The 16,712-nt window shown below is 53.7% G+C and carries 14 protein-coding genes; 9 read left to right on the forward strand and 5 right to left on the reverse strand.

Going from position 1 to position 16,712, the window contains the following annotated elements; translation table 11 throughout:
- Nucleotides 1-64: 64 nt before the first annotated feature.
- From yqhD to OGV85_RS12645, 4 genes are all read left to right on the forward strand, one after another.
- Nucleotides 65-1,228, forward strand: coding sequence for an alcohol dehydrogenase (gene yqhD, locus OGV85_RS12630; protein ID WP_003838168.1), 1,164 nt, complete (start codon nucleotides 65-67; stop codon nucleotides 1,226-1,228).
- Nucleotides 1,229-1,332: 104 nt separating this feature from the next.
- Nucleotides 1,333-2,160 carry a 2,5-didehydrogluconate reductase DkgA gene (gene dkgA, locus OGV85_RS12635; protein WP_032950116.1) on the forward strand — a complete coding sequence of 276 codons (828 nt, stop codon included), beginning with the start codon at nucleotides 1,333-1,335 and terminating at the stop codon, nucleotides 2,158-2,160.
- A 188-nt stretch (nucleotides 2,161-2,348) separates the two neighbouring features.
- The gene (locus OGV85_RS12640) at nucleotides 2,349-3,803 is read left to right on the forward strand and encodes a DASS family sodium-coupled anion symporter (RefSeq protein WP_003024523.1); all 1,455 of its coding nucleotides are present in this window, start codon (nucleotides 2,349-2,351) and stop codon (nucleotides 3,801-3,803) included.
- Between the two features lie 44 nt (nucleotides 3,804-3,847).
- A complete protein-coding gene (locus OGV85_RS12645) occupies nucleotides 3,848-4,303 on the forward strand; it encodes an HIT family protein (RefSeq protein ID WP_003024529.1) in 456 nt (151 codons plus the stop codon).
- Nucleotides 4,304-4,406: 103 nt separating this feature from the next.
- Here the strand turns inward: OGV85_RS12645 and OGV85_RS12650 are convergent, their stop codons facing one another.
- Nucleotides 4,407-6,578, reverse strand: coding sequence for a YgiQ family radical SAM protein (locus tag OGV85_RS12650; RefSeq protein ID WP_003024532.1), 2,172 nt, complete (start codon nucleotides 6,576-6,578; stop codon nucleotides 4,407-4,409).
- A gap of 199 nt (nucleotides 6,579-6,777) precedes the next feature.
- On the opposite strand from OGV85_RS12650, the gene OGV85_RS12655 reads away from it, so the two are divergent.
- Nucleotides 6,778-8,253 (forward strand): TrkH family potassium uptake protein, encoded by a 1,476-nt coding sequence (locus OGV85_RS12655; RefSeq protein WP_003024535.1) that lies wholly within the window; start codon nucleotides 6,778-6,780, stop codon nucleotides 8,251-8,253.
- 16 nt (nucleotides 8,254-8,269) lie between these two features.
- On the opposite strand, the gene ftsP is transcribed toward OGV85_RS12655, so the two are convergent.
- The 4 genes from ftsP to OGV85_RS12675 form a co-directional block, all read right to left on the reverse strand.
- A complete protein-coding gene (ftsP, locus tag OGV85_RS12660; protein ID WP_003024538.1) occupies nucleotides 8,270-9,682 on the reverse strand; it encodes a cell division protein FtsP in 1,413 nt (470 codons plus the stop codon).
- A gap of 70 nt (nucleotides 9,683-9,752) precedes the next feature.
- Entirely contained in the window at nucleotides 9,753-10,490 is a 738-nt protein-coding gene (plsC, locus tag OGV85_RS12665; RefSeq protein WP_060854968.1) for a 1-acylglycerol-3-phosphate O-acyltransferase, read from the reverse strand.
- 197 nt (nucleotides 10,491-10,687) lie between these two features.
- On the reverse strand, nucleotides 10,688-12,946 hold the full coding sequence (gene parC / locus OGV85_RS12670; protein ID WP_003024543.1) for a DNA topoisomerase IV subunit A: 2,259 nt from the start codon (nucleotides 12,944-12,946) through the stop codon (nucleotides 10,688-10,690).
- Nucleotides 12,947-13,064: 118 nt separating this feature from the next.
- A complete protein-coding gene (locus OGV85_RS12675; protein WP_003024544.1) occupies nucleotides 13,065-13,463 on the reverse strand; it encodes a YgiW/YdeI family stress tolerance OB fold protein in 399 nt (132 codons plus the stop codon).
- Nucleotides 13,464-13,613: 150 nt separating this feature from the next.
- Between OGV85_RS12675 and qseB the strand changes: the two genes are divergently transcribed.
- The 4 genes from qseB to OGV85_RS12695 all read left to right on the forward strand — a co-directional run bounded on the left by qseB (nucleotide 13,614) and on the right by OGV85_RS12695 (nucleotide 16,655).
- A complete protein-coding gene (gene qseB, locus OGV85_RS12680) occupies nucleotides 13,614-14,273 on the forward strand; it encodes a quorum sensing response regulator transcription factor QseB (RefSeq protein ID WP_061547796.1) in 660 nt (219 codons plus the stop codon).
- Nucleotides 14,270-15,619 (forward strand): quorum sensing histidine kinase QseC, encoded by a 1,350-nt coding sequence (gene qseC, locus OGV85_RS12685; RefSeq protein ID WP_003024550.1) that lies wholly within the window; start codon nucleotides 14,270-14,272, stop codon nucleotides 15,617-15,619. The genes qseB and qseC overlap by 4 nt, the downstream gene beginning before the upstream one ends.
- Before the next feature lie 109 nt (nucleotides 15,620-15,728).
- On the forward strand, nucleotides 15,729-16,310 hold the full coding sequence (locus tag OGV85_RS12690; protein ID WP_054528784.1) for an NAD(P)H-dependent oxidoreductase: 582 nt from the start codon (nucleotides 15,729-15,731) through the stop codon (nucleotides 16,308-16,310).
- 30 nt (nucleotides 16,311-16,340) lie between these two features.
- Nucleotides 16,341-16,655: a putative quinol monooxygenase gene (locus OGV85_RS12695; protein WP_003024557.1), complete on the forward strand. Its 315-nt coding sequence runs from the start codon at nucleotides 16,341-16,343 to the stop codon at nucleotides 16,653-16,655.
- Nucleotides 16,656-16,712: the final 57 nt, after the last annotated feature.

The following is a 16,712-nucleotide window of genomic DNA, read 5'->3' on the forward strand; positions in this document are numbered from 1 at the left end:
CAATGTTCATCATCCGGCAGACACTCTCCTGCACTCTTTTATTACCCACCAAAGGGAACGAGCAATGAACAACTTTAATCTCCATACCCCAACACGTATTTTGTTTGGTAAAGGCGCGATTGCTGAGCTGCGCGATCAAATTCCTCAGGACGCTCGCGTGCTGGTTACTTACGGCGGCGGCAGCGTGAAAAAAACAGGTGTCCTGGCACAGGTTCAGGACGCGCTGAAAGGCCTGGACGTGCTGGAGTTTGGCGGTATCGAGCCAAATCCGTCTTATGAAACGCTGATGAACGCGGTAAAAATCGTGCGTGATGAGAAAGTGACGTTTCTGCTGGCAGTAGGCGGCGGTTCCGTGCTGGACGGCACCAAATTCATCGCGGCTGCTGCACAGTACGCTGACGGCATCGATCCATGGCGCATTCTGGAAACCCACGGCAACGACGTAACAAGCGCCATCCCGATGGGCTCCGTATTAACCCTGCCTGCAACCGGCTCTGAATCTAACTCCGGCGCGGTAATTTCGCGTAAAACCACCGGCGATAAACTGGCCTTTATGACCCCATTTGTGCAGCCGGTTTTTGCCGTACTGGATCCGGTTTACACCTACACCCTGCCGCCACGTCAGGTTGCAAACGGCGTCGTGGATGCGTTCGTTCATACCGTTGAGCAGTATGTGACTTATCCGGTCGACGGGAAAATTCAGGATCGCTTTGCCGAAGGCATTCTGCTCACACTGGTAGAAGAAGGTCCGAAAGCCTTGCAGGAACCGGAAAACTACAACGTGCGTGCGAACGTCATGTGGGCGGCAACCCAAGCGCTGAACGGTCTGATTGGCGCAGGGGTACCGCAGGACTGGGCAACGCATATGCTGGGTCATGAACTGACTGCAATGCACGGTCTGGATCATGCTCAAACGCTGGCCATCGTTCTGCCAGCGCTGTGGAATGAAAAACGTGATACCAAGCGTGCCAAACTGCTGCAATACGCAGAGCGTATCTGGAATATCACCGAAGGAAGCGATGACCAGCGCATCGACGCCGCCATTGCCGCAACCCGCGCTTTCTTCGAACAAATGGGCGTACCGACTCGCCTGTCTGACTACGGTCTGGACGGTAGCTCCATCCCGGCGCTGCTGGAAAAACTGCAAGCGCATGGCGGTACGAAACTGGGCGAACATCAGGACATTACGCTTGAGGTCAGCCGTCGGATTTACGAAGCTGCCCGCTAAGGTTTTTTAACCTCCGCCTTTCGTTTTTGGGTATTTATACCAGACTTAAGTCACACCTATGTCACCGGAATATGTTCCGGTGACAGTCATTAAGGGGAGGAATTATGACCACTCCAACCATTATCAAACTACAGGATGGTAACGTCATGCCGCAACTGGGCCTGGGGGTCTGGAAGGCAAGCAACGAAGAAGTCATCACTGCCATTCATAAAGCGCTGGAAGTGGGGTATCGCTCAATTGATACCGCGGCAGCGTACAAAAACGAAGAAGGTGTCGGCAAAGCAATACGTGACGCAGGCGTGCCACGGGAAGAGTTATTCATTACCACCAAGCTATGGAATGATGACCAGAAACGCCCCCGGGAAGCCTTGCTCGAAAGCATGGAGAAACTCCAGCTTGATTACCTCAATCTGTACCTGATGCACTGGCCAGTTCCGGCGATCGACCACTACGTTGAAGCGTGGGAAAACATGATCGACCTGCAAAAAGAAGGGCTGATTAAGAGCATCGGCGTGTGCAACTTTCAGATCAACCATCTCCAGCGACTGATGGATGAAACCGGCGTACCTCCGGTGATTAATCAGATAGAACTTCACCCGCTCATGCAGCAGCGCCAGCTGCACGCCTGGAACGCCACACATAAAATCCAGACCGAATCCTGGAGCCCGCTGGCGCAGGGCGGCAAAGACGTCTTCGATCAAAAGATAATCCGTGACCTCGCAGAGAAATATGGCAAATCACCGGCGCAGATTGTCATCCGCTGGCATCTGGATAGCGGCCTGGTGGTGATTCCGAAATCGGTCACCCCTGCGCGTATCGCAGAAAACTTTAACGTCTGGGACTTCCGCCTGGATAAAGATGAATTAGGCGAAATCGCGAAACTCGATCAGGGCAAGCGTCTGGGGCCAGACCCGGACCAGTTCGGCGGTTAACCCCTTCCCTCCAGCCCGACACTCTCGTCGGGCCTTTACTGATTTGAAATATCAGGAAACAATTCACGCACATATATTGTTGTATTTCTTGCAGTCACTGGAGCAGCATTGCGCAACATAACCTGTTAATTATCATATAAATATATTTATTTGATGAATATATTCACCATATCCATAGGTGCGTAACCGTGACTGAGAAAAAAGGTAGCGGAGTCAAATGGCTCCCATTAATTCTTATAACATTCATTTCTGCCGGGCTGTGGCAACTTCCCCCTCCATCCGGGTTAAGTGCGCCAGCCTGGCATTCAGCAATTATCTTCGTTGCGACGATTGCTTCTATCGTGGCAAAAGTTTTACCCATCGGCGCGGTCGGCATTATTGGGATTACGGTTTTTGCACTCGCCTATGCGGCCGGGGATAAAACCGCCAGCGGCGCTATCACCACGGCGCTAAGCGAGCTGAACAGTTCGCTTATCTGGCTTATCGTCGTGGCTTTTATGATTGCCCGTGGGTTTATCAAAACTGGCCTCGGACGACGCATTGCGCTGCAGATGATCCGTCTGCTTGGCAAGCGCACACTCGGACTCGCCTACGGTCTGGCCTTTGCTGATCTGATCCTCTCCCCGGCAATGCCGAGTAATACGGCACGCTGCGGCGGTGTCATCTATCCGATTGCCGACTCTCTGGCACGCAGTTTCCATTCGAACCCGGAAGATGAGTCCCGCAGTAAAATCGGTACCTTTCTTATCACCTGCATTGGCAACGTCAACGACGTCACCGCCGCGCTCTTTATGACCGGCTATACCGGCAACTTGTTGGCGGTGAAGTTGGCGGCCAATGCGGGCGTCACGCTGACCTGGGGCAGCTGGTTTATGGCGGCGCTGCTGCCATGCCTTGTGTCCTTACTGCTGGTTCCACTGCTGGTCTACTGGATCGTGCGCCCGGAAATAAAGCACACGCCGGATGCCCCGAACCTGGCGCGCAAAGAGCTGGCGGAAATGGGCAGTATGTCTCGCGGCGAATGGCTGATGCTGGTTACCGTCGGCGTACTGCTGGTACTGTGGATTTTTGGCGATACGTTAGGCGTCGACGCCACTACTGCCTCGTTCGTGGGACTGTCCATTTTATTGCTAAGCGGCGTTCTGAGCTGGGAAGATGTGAAAAGCGAGAAAGGTGCATGGGACACGCTGATTTGGTTTGCCGCGCTGCTGATGATGGCGAACCAGCTGAAAAAACTAGGTTTCACTACCTGGTTTGGCAATCTGATCGGCGATAGTCTGAGCAGTACTATGCACGGTACCAGTTGGGTGATCGTCCTGTTGCTGCTGAATGCCGCCTACTTCTATACCCACTACTTTTTTGCCAGCGGTAATGCACAGATTGCCGCGCTGTACGCCGTTTTCCTCGGCGTCGGACTGCATCTGAATATCCCCGCAGCCCCCACGGCGTTAATGCTGGCCTTCACCAGCAGTTTGTACTGCTCGCTCACCCAGTACACCCACGCTCGCGGTCCAATCCTGTTTGGTGCCGGGTACGTTCCAACGGGCGTCTGGTGGCGCACAGGATTTATCATTAGCTTGTTTAACCAGGCGGTGTTTATCACCGTAGGTCTGATGTGGTGGAAGGTGTTGGGTCTGTACTAAACTAACTGCGCCCTGACGAATCACCTTACCTGCGGAGAAAAGGAATGACCTGTATTTTCTGTCAAATTGTTGAAGGTAAAGCCCCCTGCCATAAGGTCTGGGAAGACGAGCACCATCTGGCTTTTCTGTCGATTTTCCCGAACACCGACGGTTTTACCGTGGTGATCCCGAAAAAGCATTACCCCAGCTATGCCTTCGATATGCCGCCGCAGGCGTTGGCTGACCTGATGATGGCAACCCAAAAAGTGGCTAAGAAACTGGATAAGGCTTTCCCGGATGTCAGTCGTACGGGGATGTTCTTCGAAGGTTTCGGCGTAGACCATGTGCACAGCAAATTAAGCCCCATGCACGGCACTGGCGATCTAACTCACTGGAAACCGATTGAGTCGCGGCAGACCAAATTTTTCGAGCAATATGAAGGGTATCTGTCATCACACGATCATGAACGGGCGGATGATGCAAAACTGGCCGCATTAGCGGCCAGAATTCGTGAGGCATAAATACTGAGCACTTCTGCCGGATGGCGGTGCAAGCACCTTATCCGGCCTACAAAACTGTGCTGCTCGTAGGCCTGATAAGCATTTCACCACCGGGCAAAGTAAATTAACGTCCCGCTACTTTCCCGCGTTTTTTGTTTGCGGCAGGGGTCTGGCGCTGGTGCGCCACCGGGGTGTGCTTGGTCAACGCCGGGCGGGTATGACGGTTCTGGCGACGTGCTTCGCGCATCTCTTCCAGCGTAGGCGCCGGAACCAGACATTCACGACGACCGCCGATCAGATGCTTTTTACCCATGTCTTCCAGCGCCTGGCGGATTAACGGCCAGTTAGCTGGATCGTGGTAACGCAACAGGGCTTTATGCAAACGGCGCTGCTTATCACCTTTCGGCACCACCACGTCTTCACTCTTATAACCAATTTTACCCAGCGGGTTTTTCCCGGTGTAATACATGGTTGTGGAGTTCGCCAGCGGCGATGGATAAAAGTTCTGCACCTGATCCAGACGGAAACGACGTTGTTTCAGCCACAGCGCCAGATTCACCATATCCTCGTCACGCGTACCCGGGTGCGCGGAGATGAAGTACGGGATCAGGTACTGCTCTTTACCCGCCTGTTTAGAGTAGGTATCGAACAACTCCTTAAAGCGATCGTAGCTGCCCATCCCCGGCTTCATCATCTTCGACAGCGGGCCTTCTTCAGTATGCTCTGGCGCAATCTTCAGATAGCCGCCAACGTGGTGGGTCGCCAGCTCTTTGATATAGCGCGGATCTTCAACCGCGATGTCATAGCGCACACCGGAAGCAATGAGGATCTTTTTAATGCCTTTCAAATCACGCGCCCGGCGATAAAGATTAATCGTCGGTTCGTGATTGGTGTCCATATGCGGACAGATATCCGGATAGACGCATGACAGACGACGGCAGGTCTGCTCCGCACGCGGTGACTTACAGCGCAGCATATACATGTTCGCCGTTGGGCCGCCGAGGTCGGAAATCACGCCGGTAAAACCTGGAACGGTGTCGCGAATGGCTTCGATTTCATTGATGATCGAATCTTCAGAGCGGCTCTGGATGATGCGGCCTTCGTGCTCGGTGATCGAACAGAACGAACAGCCGCCAAAGCAGCCACGCATAATGTTGATCGAGAAACGGATCATCTCATAGGCCGGAATGCGGCTGTCGCCATACGCCGGGTGCGGCACGCGCTTGTACGGCAGCGCAAAGACGCTATCCATCTCTTCGGTAGACAGCGGAATAGCTGGCGGGTTGATCCAGATGTAGCGATCGCCGTGCTTTTGCATCAGCGCACGCGCGCAGCCAGGGTTGGTTTCGTGGTGCAGGATACGCGACGCATGCGCATACAGCACTTTATCGCCCTTCACTTTTTCAAAGGACGGCAGCAGCACGTAGGTTTTTTCCCACGGTTTCGGACGCGGCGGCTGTACGGTTACCGCTTTCGCTTCCTGCTTTTTCGGTGCGACCGGTTTGTTGTCAGCACACGGCAGATCTTCGCCGTACGGATGCGGGATCGGATCAATCTTGCCCGGCGTGTCGAGACGCGTGGAATCCACGCCACTCCAGCCCGGCAGCGCTTCTTTAACCATAATCGCGGTGTTACGCACGTCGCGGATCTGATCGATGGTTTCGCCCATCGCCAGACGATGCGCCACTTCCACCAGCGGACGTTCGCCGTTGCCGAACATCAGCATGTCGGCTTTGGAATCCACCAGAACAGAGCGACGAACGGTATCAGACCAGTAGTCATAGTGCGCGGTACGGCGCAGGCTGGCCTCAATGCCGCCGAGAATAACCGGCACATCTTTCCATGCTTCTTTACAACGCTGGGTATAGACCAGCGTGGCGCGGTCCGGGCGTTTACCTGCTACGTTGTCTGGTGTGTAGGCATCGTCATGGCGCAGTCGGCGATCTGCGGTGTAACGGTTGATCATCGAGTCCATGTTGCCTGCGGTCACACCAAAGAACAGGTTCGGTTTACCCAAACGCATAAAATCGTCTTTGTTGTTCCACTCCGGCTGGGCGATAATCCCTACACGAAAGCCCTGCGCTTCCAGCATACGGCCGCATATTGCCATGCCAAAGCTGGGATGATCGACGTATGCATCGCCGGTAACCAGAATGATGTCGCAGCTATCCCAGCCAAGTTGGTCCATTTCGTCGCGTGACATCGGCAAAAACGGTGCCGGGCCAAAACAGGCAGCCCAGTACTGCGGCCAGGAGAAAAGGTCTCTGTCCGGCTGGATCAGGGATATTGCGCTCATAATGCTTCCAAAAATGGTAAAAAAATAATCAAAGGCCGGGGATTATACGCTGTATGTCGACAAGAAATGAAGTGGAGTCTGAACCAGGGCAGTAGAAAGTTATATAAATTGTTAAATTTTACGACGCTCATTTTTATCAATCATAATTAACACCATGCCGGCCAGCTGAGATAACTCTTTTTCGGCGGGGGATTTTTCATTGCGACTCAACGATTCACTGCATATTTCCCAGTTACGGGTTGTTGTTCACCTGTGTGGGTTTCTGGTTCTTCTCTACAGCTTTTCTATGCTGCCACCGATGGCCATCGCTTTGTTAAACAAAGAGCGGAGTTTGTTCGCTTTTTTCAGCACATTTATGACTTTCTTCACCCTCGGCGGCGGAGCGTGGCTGGCAACCAAACATGCGGGTATTCAACTGCGAACACGGGATGGTTTCGTTATTATCGTCCTGTTCTGGCTGTTGTTTTCGTTTATCAGCGCGATGCCGATGTGGATGGACGATGGCTTAAACCTCTCCTTTGCGGATGCCCTGTTTGAAGGGGTTTCCGGGATTACCACCACGGGCGCAACGGTAATTGGCGACGTCAGCGCCATGCCGAAGTCGTATCTCTACTATCGGGCTCAGCTCAATTTTATTGGTGGCCTGGGTGTTATTGTCCTCGCCGTGGCGGTATTACCGCTTTTGGGTATCGGCGGCATGAAGCTGTATCAGTCTGAAATGCCGGGCCCTTTTAAAGAAGAACGCCTCACGCCAAGACTTGCTGATACTGCACGTACGCTGTGGCTGACCTATGTCATTCTGGGTCTTATCTGTACCCTGGCCTACTGGGCTGCCGGGATGTCGTTCTTCGATGCCTTATGCCACGGGCTGTCGACGGTTTCTCTCGGCGGATTTTCCACTCGCAGTGAAAGCATCGGCTTCTATAACAGCCATGCGATCGAGCTGGTCGCTGGGGTGTTTTCCCTTTTGTCTGCGTTTAACTTCACCCTCTGGTACGTGGCTATCGTGAAACGTACCTTCAAACCCTTTCGTCGTAATGCCGAACTGCGTTTCTTTTTGCTTATTGCGTTGGTTGTCACTCTGATCGCCACCTGGCAAGTTTGGCGGGCAGGCATGTACGGATTAACGGACAGCCTGGTGCATGCTTTTTTTCTGGCCAGTTCGATGCTGACAGATAATGGCCTGTCGACGGCGGATTACGCGCAGTGGCCTTCGCACACGATCTTCATGCTGCTCAGCGCCAGTTTCTTCGGCGGTTGTGTGGGATCGACCTGCGGGGGGATTAAGGTGCTGCGTTTTTTGATTATGTTCAAGCAGTGCCGTCAGGAGTTACACCAGCTCGCGCATCCCCGTGCCCTGCTGAACATTAAAGTGGGCAATAGCGTGGTAAGCGACCGGGTGGTGCGTTCGGTATGGAGCTTTTTCTTTCTCTACGTTTTGTTCACCAGCTTTTTTATCTGGGCGCTCAATCTGATGGGCTACGATCTCTTCTCCTCTTTTGCCACCGTCGCCGCCTGCATCAACAATATGGGGCTAGGATTTGGCGTCACCGCCACGACATTTGGCACCTTAAATGAGGAAGCAAAGCTACTGATGTGCGCGGCCATGATCATGGGGCGTCTGGAGATTTACCCCATTCTGATCCTGTTCTCGCGCATGTTCTGGCGGGCATAACGGAAATCCCGGCGCATTACGGCGCCGGGTTCACCAACATCTGTCCGATTGAGCCGCGATCTGCCATTTCCAGCGTCTGGCTATTAAAGTAGAACGGGAAATGGGCCCAGGAAGGCTGTCCGTAATAAACCAGTAATTCAACCTGGCCGTCAACCCAGACGGTATCTTTCCAGCCTCTGTCTTCAGGGAACGGCATCGCGCCATTCACATTACGGATTAAGAACGAGACGCCTTCTATATGGAAGGACTGGGGCATATCCGCCCGCACCGTCCAGCGCTCCCAGGAGCCCTGCTGAGCGGTAATATCCATACGATTGACGTCCCACAGCTGACCGTTGATGCCAGGGTCATCGTCCAGGCTGATATCACGGCTGCGAATCGGCGAACCGCTGAGGATTTCCGTTGGCAGCAGGCGCATTGGCAGGCTGTCAGTCACCAGCGGCAGAAGCCCCGTTGGACGCAGAGTCAGCACCAGCGTGGAGATGAGAATACTGGAAGGCTCAAAGAACCCGCGGATCCTGTCGACAATACTGGCTGCCTCGCCACAGGTGATAGAGACCTCATTACCGTTCGTCATATCCACCAGGATCTCACGACGCTCGCCAGGCGCCAGCGAGAGCTGCTTCACCGAAACGGGTGCAGGTAAAAAACCCTGATCGCTGGAAATCACATGCAGTGCACGGCCATCGCTCATTTGCAGCTGGTAACGACGCGAGTTTGAAGCGTTCAGTAAACGCAAGCGCACCCAGCCGCGGGAGACTTCGACATACGGGCTTTGCGCCCCATTGACCAGCAGCGTATCACCGACAAAGCCACCGCTGCCGGGCTCGCTGTATTCCGGCGTGCCAAAGTTGTCCAGCCGCTTGTCCTGGATAATGACCGGAAAATCATCCACGCCATAGTGGTTGGGAATAGACAGTGATTTACTCACTTCATCTTCAACCAGCCACATCCCGGCAAGGCCGTTATAGACCTGCTGAGCAGTACGATTTGGCGTATTGGCGTGATACCACAACGTGGCGGCATTCTGGCGAATCGGTAGCACCGGCGCCCAGTCAGCATTCGGGGACATCATGCGCGCCGGGCCGCCCATCAGCGGGCCAGGTACCTGTAACCCGGCGACGGTCATCGAGACATTCTCAGTCAGACGGTTGCTGTAGATAAGCTTGACGTCATCCCCTTTCCAGACGCGAATTGTCGGTCCCAGGTAGCGGCCGTTAATTCCCCAGACAGGTGCGCGCGTGCCTTGTGTAAAGGACCAGTGCGCACGTTGCAGCGTCATAAATAGCGGCTGCCCCCGGCGGGATTCCAGCAGCGGAGGCACAGGTAACGGTTGTTGCTGACCGGCAGCATTAGCCTTCAGCGGAACAGCACCTGCACACAGTGCGATCCCCGATGCCTGAATGAACTGACGCCGACTGAATGACATATAAACTCCATAAAAAACTGGCTATTAACACGCAGGAAGTCATTTCCTGTAAAAACCCGAATTGCGCGGATTAAACCTTACCGGCGGCTTCCCGCTCAGCAACTTCTTTATCGAGCTCTGCGATTTTTTGTTCCATCAGCGTGCGGCAATGCGCTGCCAGTTCACGAACCTGATCTTTCCCAAAATGGCTAATATCCACCGGCGGCAACATCTCGACAATCGCCAGACCATTATTGAGTCGGTTTAAATTTATCTTGTTCGAGGTTGTGGAAACGCACACCGGAATAACCGGGACACCTGCCGCAATCGCCGCATGAAACGCACCGGTTTTAAACGGCAACAAACCGCGACCGCGGCTGCGCGTCCCTTCCGGGAACATCCAGATAGAAATGCGGCGTTTTTTGAAATGATTCACCACGGCAGCAATGGTGCTGTGTGCTTTTGCGCGGTTATTTCTGTCAATCAACAGGTTACCGGTTAACCAGTACAGTTGGCCAAAGAACGGGATCCACAGCAGGCTTTTTTTACCCACAGTTACCGTCGGCGGCTGAACGATATTCGCAGCGGTAACCATGTCGTAGTTGTTCTGATGGTTACAAATATAGATAGCATTACCATAGTTCTGCGCGTCTGCCGGCATGCGGCATTCGACCTTCAGGCCATAAAGGGGAGCCAGGCGGCCAAACATGTGGCCGAACGTGGCGACGTGTTTAGGATTTCGTGGGCTGAACAGACAGTATATGCACCCGAAGATACAGACCAGAACGCAGTAAATAACAGTAATGATGACACGAAAAATATATAGCATAACAACCTCTAAAGGCCTAAGAACCTGGCGTTTTACGTCACCAGATGCACAACTCGGCATCAGGTTAGGGCTTTGTTAAGAACGGCTCTTAAGGAAAAGCGTATTGTTAATCGCAACGCACGAATAAACAACGGTTTCACGGGAATTTTTAACGTTGGCTCTCCCTGCGCGAAAACAGGAAGAGCCGGACGGTAGCGTTATTCTTCGCTGTCGCCGTGACTGGCGCGTCGAGGCGAGTCAATCTCAATGCTGTCGATACGCTGCAGACCACGCATTAGCGTGCCGCGACGGCCGCGCTCGCCGGTCACTTTCTGCAACTCTTCGGGACGCAGTTTGATTTTGCGCTTACCGACGTGGATAGTCAGCGTGCTCTGCGGCGGCAGCACGTAAAGTTGCGCCAGACCATCCTCGCCTTTCGCCGCTTCCGCAGAAGGGATATTAATGATCTTGTTCCCTTTGCCTTTCGACAACTGCGGTAAATCGCTCACCGGGAACATCAACATGCGACCAGCCTGAGTAATCGCCAGCAGCATATCGGTTTCATCTTCAATCACCACCGGCTGCATGACGCGCGCATTCTCTGGCAGCGTAATCAATGCTTTACCTGCACGGTTACGTGCTACCAGGTCATTGAAGGTGCAGACAAAACCATAGCCCGCATCCGATGCCATCAGCAGTTTCTGATCATCGCCTTCCATCAGCATGTGCTCAACCGTCGCGCCCGGCGGCAGAGTGAGCTTCCCGGTCAGCGGTTCACCCTGACCGCGCGCCGACGGCAGCGTAATCGGATCGATGGCATAGCTGCGGCCGGTCGAGTCCACGAACACCACCGGCTGATTGCTCTTACCCTTCACTGCCGACTTAAAGCTGTCGCCCGCTTTATAGCTTAATCCCGGCGCATCGATGTCGTGGCCTTTCGCGCTACGCACCCAGCCACTCTGGGACAACACAATGGTCACCGGCTCAGACGGCAGCATGTCGTGCTCGCTCATCGCCTTCGCTTCTTCGCGCTCCTGCAGCGGAGAACGACGATCGTCGCCATAGGCCTCAGCGTCAGCCTGCAGCTCTTTCTTCAGCAGGTTATTCATTTTACGCTCAGAAGCCAGAATGGCCTGCAACTGATCGCGCTCTTTCGCCAGTTCATCCTGCTCGCCGCGGATTTTCATCTCTTCGAGTTTGGCAAGATGGCGCAATTTCAGCTCAAGGATGGCTTCAGCCTGGGTTTCAGAAATACCAAACCGCGACATCAGCTCTGGCTTAGGTTCATCTTCATGACGAATAATTTCGATTACTTCGTCAATATTGAGGAACGCCACCAGCAAGCCTTCAAGAATGTGCAGGCGCTTGAGCACTTTTTCCAGACGATAATTCAGGCGGCGGCGCACGGTATCGCGGCGGAACGCCAGCCATTCGGTGAGGATCTCCAGCAGGTTTTTCACCGCCGGACGACCATCAAGACCGATCATGTTCAGGTTTATGCGGTAACTTTTTTCCAGATCGGTGGTGGCAAACAGGTGGTTCATCACCTGCTCCATATCCACGCGATTGGAGCGCGGGACAATCACCAGACGGGTCGGGTTTTCGTGATCCGATTCGTCGCGCAGGTCGTCTACCATCGGCAGCTTTTTATTGCGCATTTGAGCAGCGATCTGCTCCAGCACTTTTGCCCCGGAAACCTGATGTGGCAGCGCGGAAATCACCACCGCGCCGTCTTCTTTCGTCCATACCGCACGCATACGTACGGAGCCGCGTCCGTTTTCGTAAATCTTACGAATCTCCGCGCGCGAGGTAATGATCTCCGCTTCGGTCGGGTAATCCGGCCCCTGCACGATATCCAGCAACTGATCCAGCGTCGTTTTCGGCTGCTCAATCAGAGTAATCGCTGCTTTTGCCACTTCACGCAGGTTGTGCGGCGGAATGTCCGTTGCCATACCAACGGCAATACCGGTCGTACCGTTGAGCAGAATATTTGGCAGACGCGCAGGCAGCATCTTCGGCTCCTGCATGGTGCCATCGAAGTTCGGCACCCAGTCCGACGTGCCCTGACCGAGTTCACCCAGCAGGACTTCCGCATATTTAGACAGGCGGGATTCGGTATAACGCATCGCCGCGAAGGATTTCGGATCGTCCGGCGCCCCCCAGTTCCCCTGCCCGTCAACCAACGGATAACGGTAAGAGAACGGCTGCGCCATCAGCACCATCGCTTCATAGCAGGCGCTGTCGCCGTGCGGATGGTATTTACCCAGCACGTCACCGACGGTACGGGCGGATTTTTTAAATTTGGCGCTGGCATTCAGCCCCAGTTCGGACATCGCGTACACGATGCGACGCTGAACGGGTTTCAAACCATCGCCAATAAACGGCAACGCCCTATCCATGATGACGTACATGGAATAGTTCAGATAGGCGTTTTCCGTGAATTCATGCAGCGCCAGGCGCTCTGCCATATCGCTCATTAATCGTGGTTCCTCAACTTTGTACCCCTCTATTGAAGGGCAATATTGCCGCAGATACTACCCTATCTGGCGTGTTGAGTCACAAAGAAAAGGGCCGCGGACGCGGCCCTGATGGGGATTACTTAGCAACTTTGGTAATCTGTTTCACGTCGATTTCAACGGAGTTCCAGTCTTTATCCACTTCACCCTGGATTTCAACCACATCCTGCGGTGTGACGGTTACGCCGTTCCAGCGCTTGTGGTCGATATCCACATTCACTGTGCCGGTCGCATCTTTAAACACATACAGGTCGTCGGAAATACGCTCAACGATGTTCCCGCGCAGGGTAACCCAGGTGTCATCACGCAGTGATTTGGCGCTTTCTACTGTCGTGCTGCTACCGTTAGGGCCGACAAATCCGCCGTTTTGGCTCTGCGTAGTGGTTGTCGTTGGCCCAGAGAAGCCGCCCTGCTGAGCTGCCAGAACAGGTGCGGAACACAGTGCCATTACGGCAACCATTGCAGCTAATTTTTTCATCGTCATGTCTCCCTTTCATGTTGGTTTACGACTATTAAATAAGTTAATCCTTAACAAGTTCTTAAGGCAAAAAAAGATACTTTTTTTACTGTACAGAGACTGTAGCCACAGGTTTACTGACTGCAAATGAGTTATCGCAGGGAAGAACATATGCGTATTTTACTGATCGAAGATGACACGTTGATTGGCGATGGCCTGAAAACAGGTCTGAGTAAAATGGGTTTCAGCATTGACTGGTTTACCGAAGGCCGCCAGGGGAAAGAAGCACTCTACAGCGCACCTTATGATGCGGTAATCCTCGACCTGACACTGCCAGGCATAGACGGACGGGACATTTTGCGAGAATGGCGAGCTAACGGGAAACAGGAGCCGGTACTGATTCTGACCGCTCGCGACGCGCTGGCGGAACGCGTTGAAGGCCTGCGCCTGGGCGCAGATGACTATCTGTGTAAACCCTTTGCGCTGATCGAAGTTGCTGCCAGACTGGAGGCGCTGGTGCGTCGTGCCAGCGGCCAGGCCAGCAACACATTGCGCCATGGCCAGGTAACGCTCGATCCTGGCGCATTGGTCGCCGCGGCGGCGGGTGAACCTTTGTCACTCAAACCTAAAGAGTTCGCACTGCTGGAACTGTTGATGCGCAACAAAGGTCGCGTCCTGCCCCGCAAACTGATTGAAGAAAAACTGTATACCTGGGACGAAAATGTCTCCAGCAATGCGGTTGAGGTCCACGTTCATCACTTACGCCGTAAGCTCGGCAGCGACTTTATCCGTACCGTGCATGGCATTGGCTACACCTTGGGTGACGCATGAAACTCACACAACGCCTCAGCCTGCGCGTCAGGCTAACGCTTATTTTTCTGATTCTGGCATCAGCCACCTGGGCCGTATCCAGTTTTGTGGCCTGGAGGCAGACTACCGATAATGTCGATGAGCTGTTTGATACCCAGCTGATGCTGTTCGCCAAGCGGCTTAGCACGCTGGATATCAGCGATGTCACCACCTCAAGCAATATGGCCCGCACGCCAAAGAAACTGAAGCATGGCCATATTGATGACGACGCACTGGCGTTTGCCATCTACTCCACCGACGGCAAAATAGTGCTACACGATGGCGATAATGGCCAGGATATTCCCTACAGCTACAGCCGGGAAGGGTTTAGCGACGGCCAACTCAGGGGCGACAGCGATTCCTGGCGCTTCCTGTGGCTGAATTCCGCTGATGGGAAATATCGCATTGTGGTGGGCCAGGAGTGGGAATATCGGGAGGATATGGCGCTGTCGATCCTTACTGCACAATTAACCCCATGGCTGGTTGCGCTGCCGCTGATGTTGCTGATCCTGGTGGTCATGCTGAGTCGCGAACTCAGGCCGCTAAAAAAACTGGCGCAAGCTCTGCGCTGGCGCGCCCCGGAATCAGAAGAGCCGCTCGACTCGAAAGGTGTGCCAAGCGAAGTGCGCCCGCTGGTTGAATCGCTAAATCAGCTGTTTACCCGCATCCACTCAATGATGGTGCGTGAACGCCGCTTCACTTCTGATGCCGCCCATGAGCTGCGCAGTCCGTTGACCGCGCTGAAGGTGCAAACCGAAGTGGTGCAACTGTCAGACGACGACCCGCAAACGCGGGAAAAAGCGCTGGCGCAGCTACATGCGGGAATTGAACGCGCCACCCGACTGGTCGATCAGCTCCTGACGCTTTCGCGCCTCGACTCCCTCGATAATCTTCAGGATGTGGCGGAAATTTCATTGGAGGAGCTACTGCAATCCGCGGTGATGGATATCTACCACCCGGCCCAGCAGGCGCACATTGACGTACGTTTGCAGATTAACGCACACAATATTATGCGCACAGGACAGCCGCTGTTGCTGAGCCTGATGGTACGAAATCTGCTGGATAATGCCATTCGCTACAGTCCGCAGGGGAGCATTGTGGAAGTGACGCTCAACGCCCGCAATTTCAGCGTCAAAGATAATGGTCCTGGCGTTGCGCCGGAGGTACTTACACACATCGGTGAACGTTTTTATCGTCCACCAGGACAAAGCGTGACCGGCAGCGGTCTCGGCCTGTCAATTGTCCGCCGTATCGCAACACTGCATGGAATGTCAGCCTCGTTTGGCAACGCTTCGGAAGGCGGGTTTGAAGCTAAGGTCAGTTGGTAACTGCATTATTATTGCTCAAATAGCAAAAGACTTTGCACATTTTGCTAATTTCACCGCACCGCTGGTGGGGGTAAAATCGTCCTCAAACGTATTTCCTTGAGGACACAAAATGAGCAGCATTCTGATTATCAACGGGGCGAAAAAATTCGGCCATTCTAATGGCCAACTGAATGACACCCTGACCGAGGTCGCGGACGGTATCCTGCGCGACCTCGGGCATGATGTTAAAGTCGTACGCGCGGACAGCGATTATGACGTAAAAACAGAAGTGCAGAATTTCGTCTGGGCCGATGCGGTTATCTGGCAGATGCCAGGCTGGTGGATGGGCGCACCGTGGACCGTGAAAAAATACATCGATGACGTGTTTACCGAAGGTCACGGCACGCTGTACGCCAGCGATGGCCGCACACGTTCAGATGCCTCTAAAAAATATGGCTCCGGCGGGCTGATTCAGGGCAAAAAATACATGCTGTCCCTGACCTGGAACGCACCGATGGAAGCCTTCACTGAAAAAGACCAGTTCTTCCATGGCGTTGGTGTTGATGGCGTCTATCTCCCGTTCCATAAAGCAAACCAGTTCCTGGGAATGGAAGCGCTGCCGACCTTTATCACCAATGACGTGATTAAAATGCCGGACGTCCCGCGTTATATCGCAGAATATCGCAAGCATCTGACCGAAATTTTTGGTTAACTGGTAACTTGGAATTAGAAGGAGTTAACCATGCTTACCGTTATTGCAGAAATCCGTACACGTCCAGGTCAACATCACCGCCAGGCGGTACTGGATCAGTTTGCTAAAATCGTTCCGACCGTACTGAAAGAAGAAGGCTGCCACGGCTATGCGCCGATGGTGGATCATGCCGCAGGTGTGAGTTTTCAGACCACAGCGCCAGATTCAATCGTGATGGTTGAGCAGTGGGAAAGCATCGCGCATCTTGAAGCGCATTTGCAGACCCCGCATATGAAAGCCTACAGCGAAGCCGTGAAAGGTGACGTGCTGGACATGAATATTCGAATTCTGGAGTCGGGTATTTAAGGTTGTCGATTTGCCGGATGACGCTTTGCTATCCGGCATATAATCGCTTCGTCAGAT

It is taken from the genome of Citrobacter sp. Cf132, from assembly GCF_030333885.1.
Lineage (GTDB): Bacteria > Pseudomonadota > Gammaproteobacteria > Enterobacterales > Enterobacteriaceae > Citrobacter > Citrobacter freundii.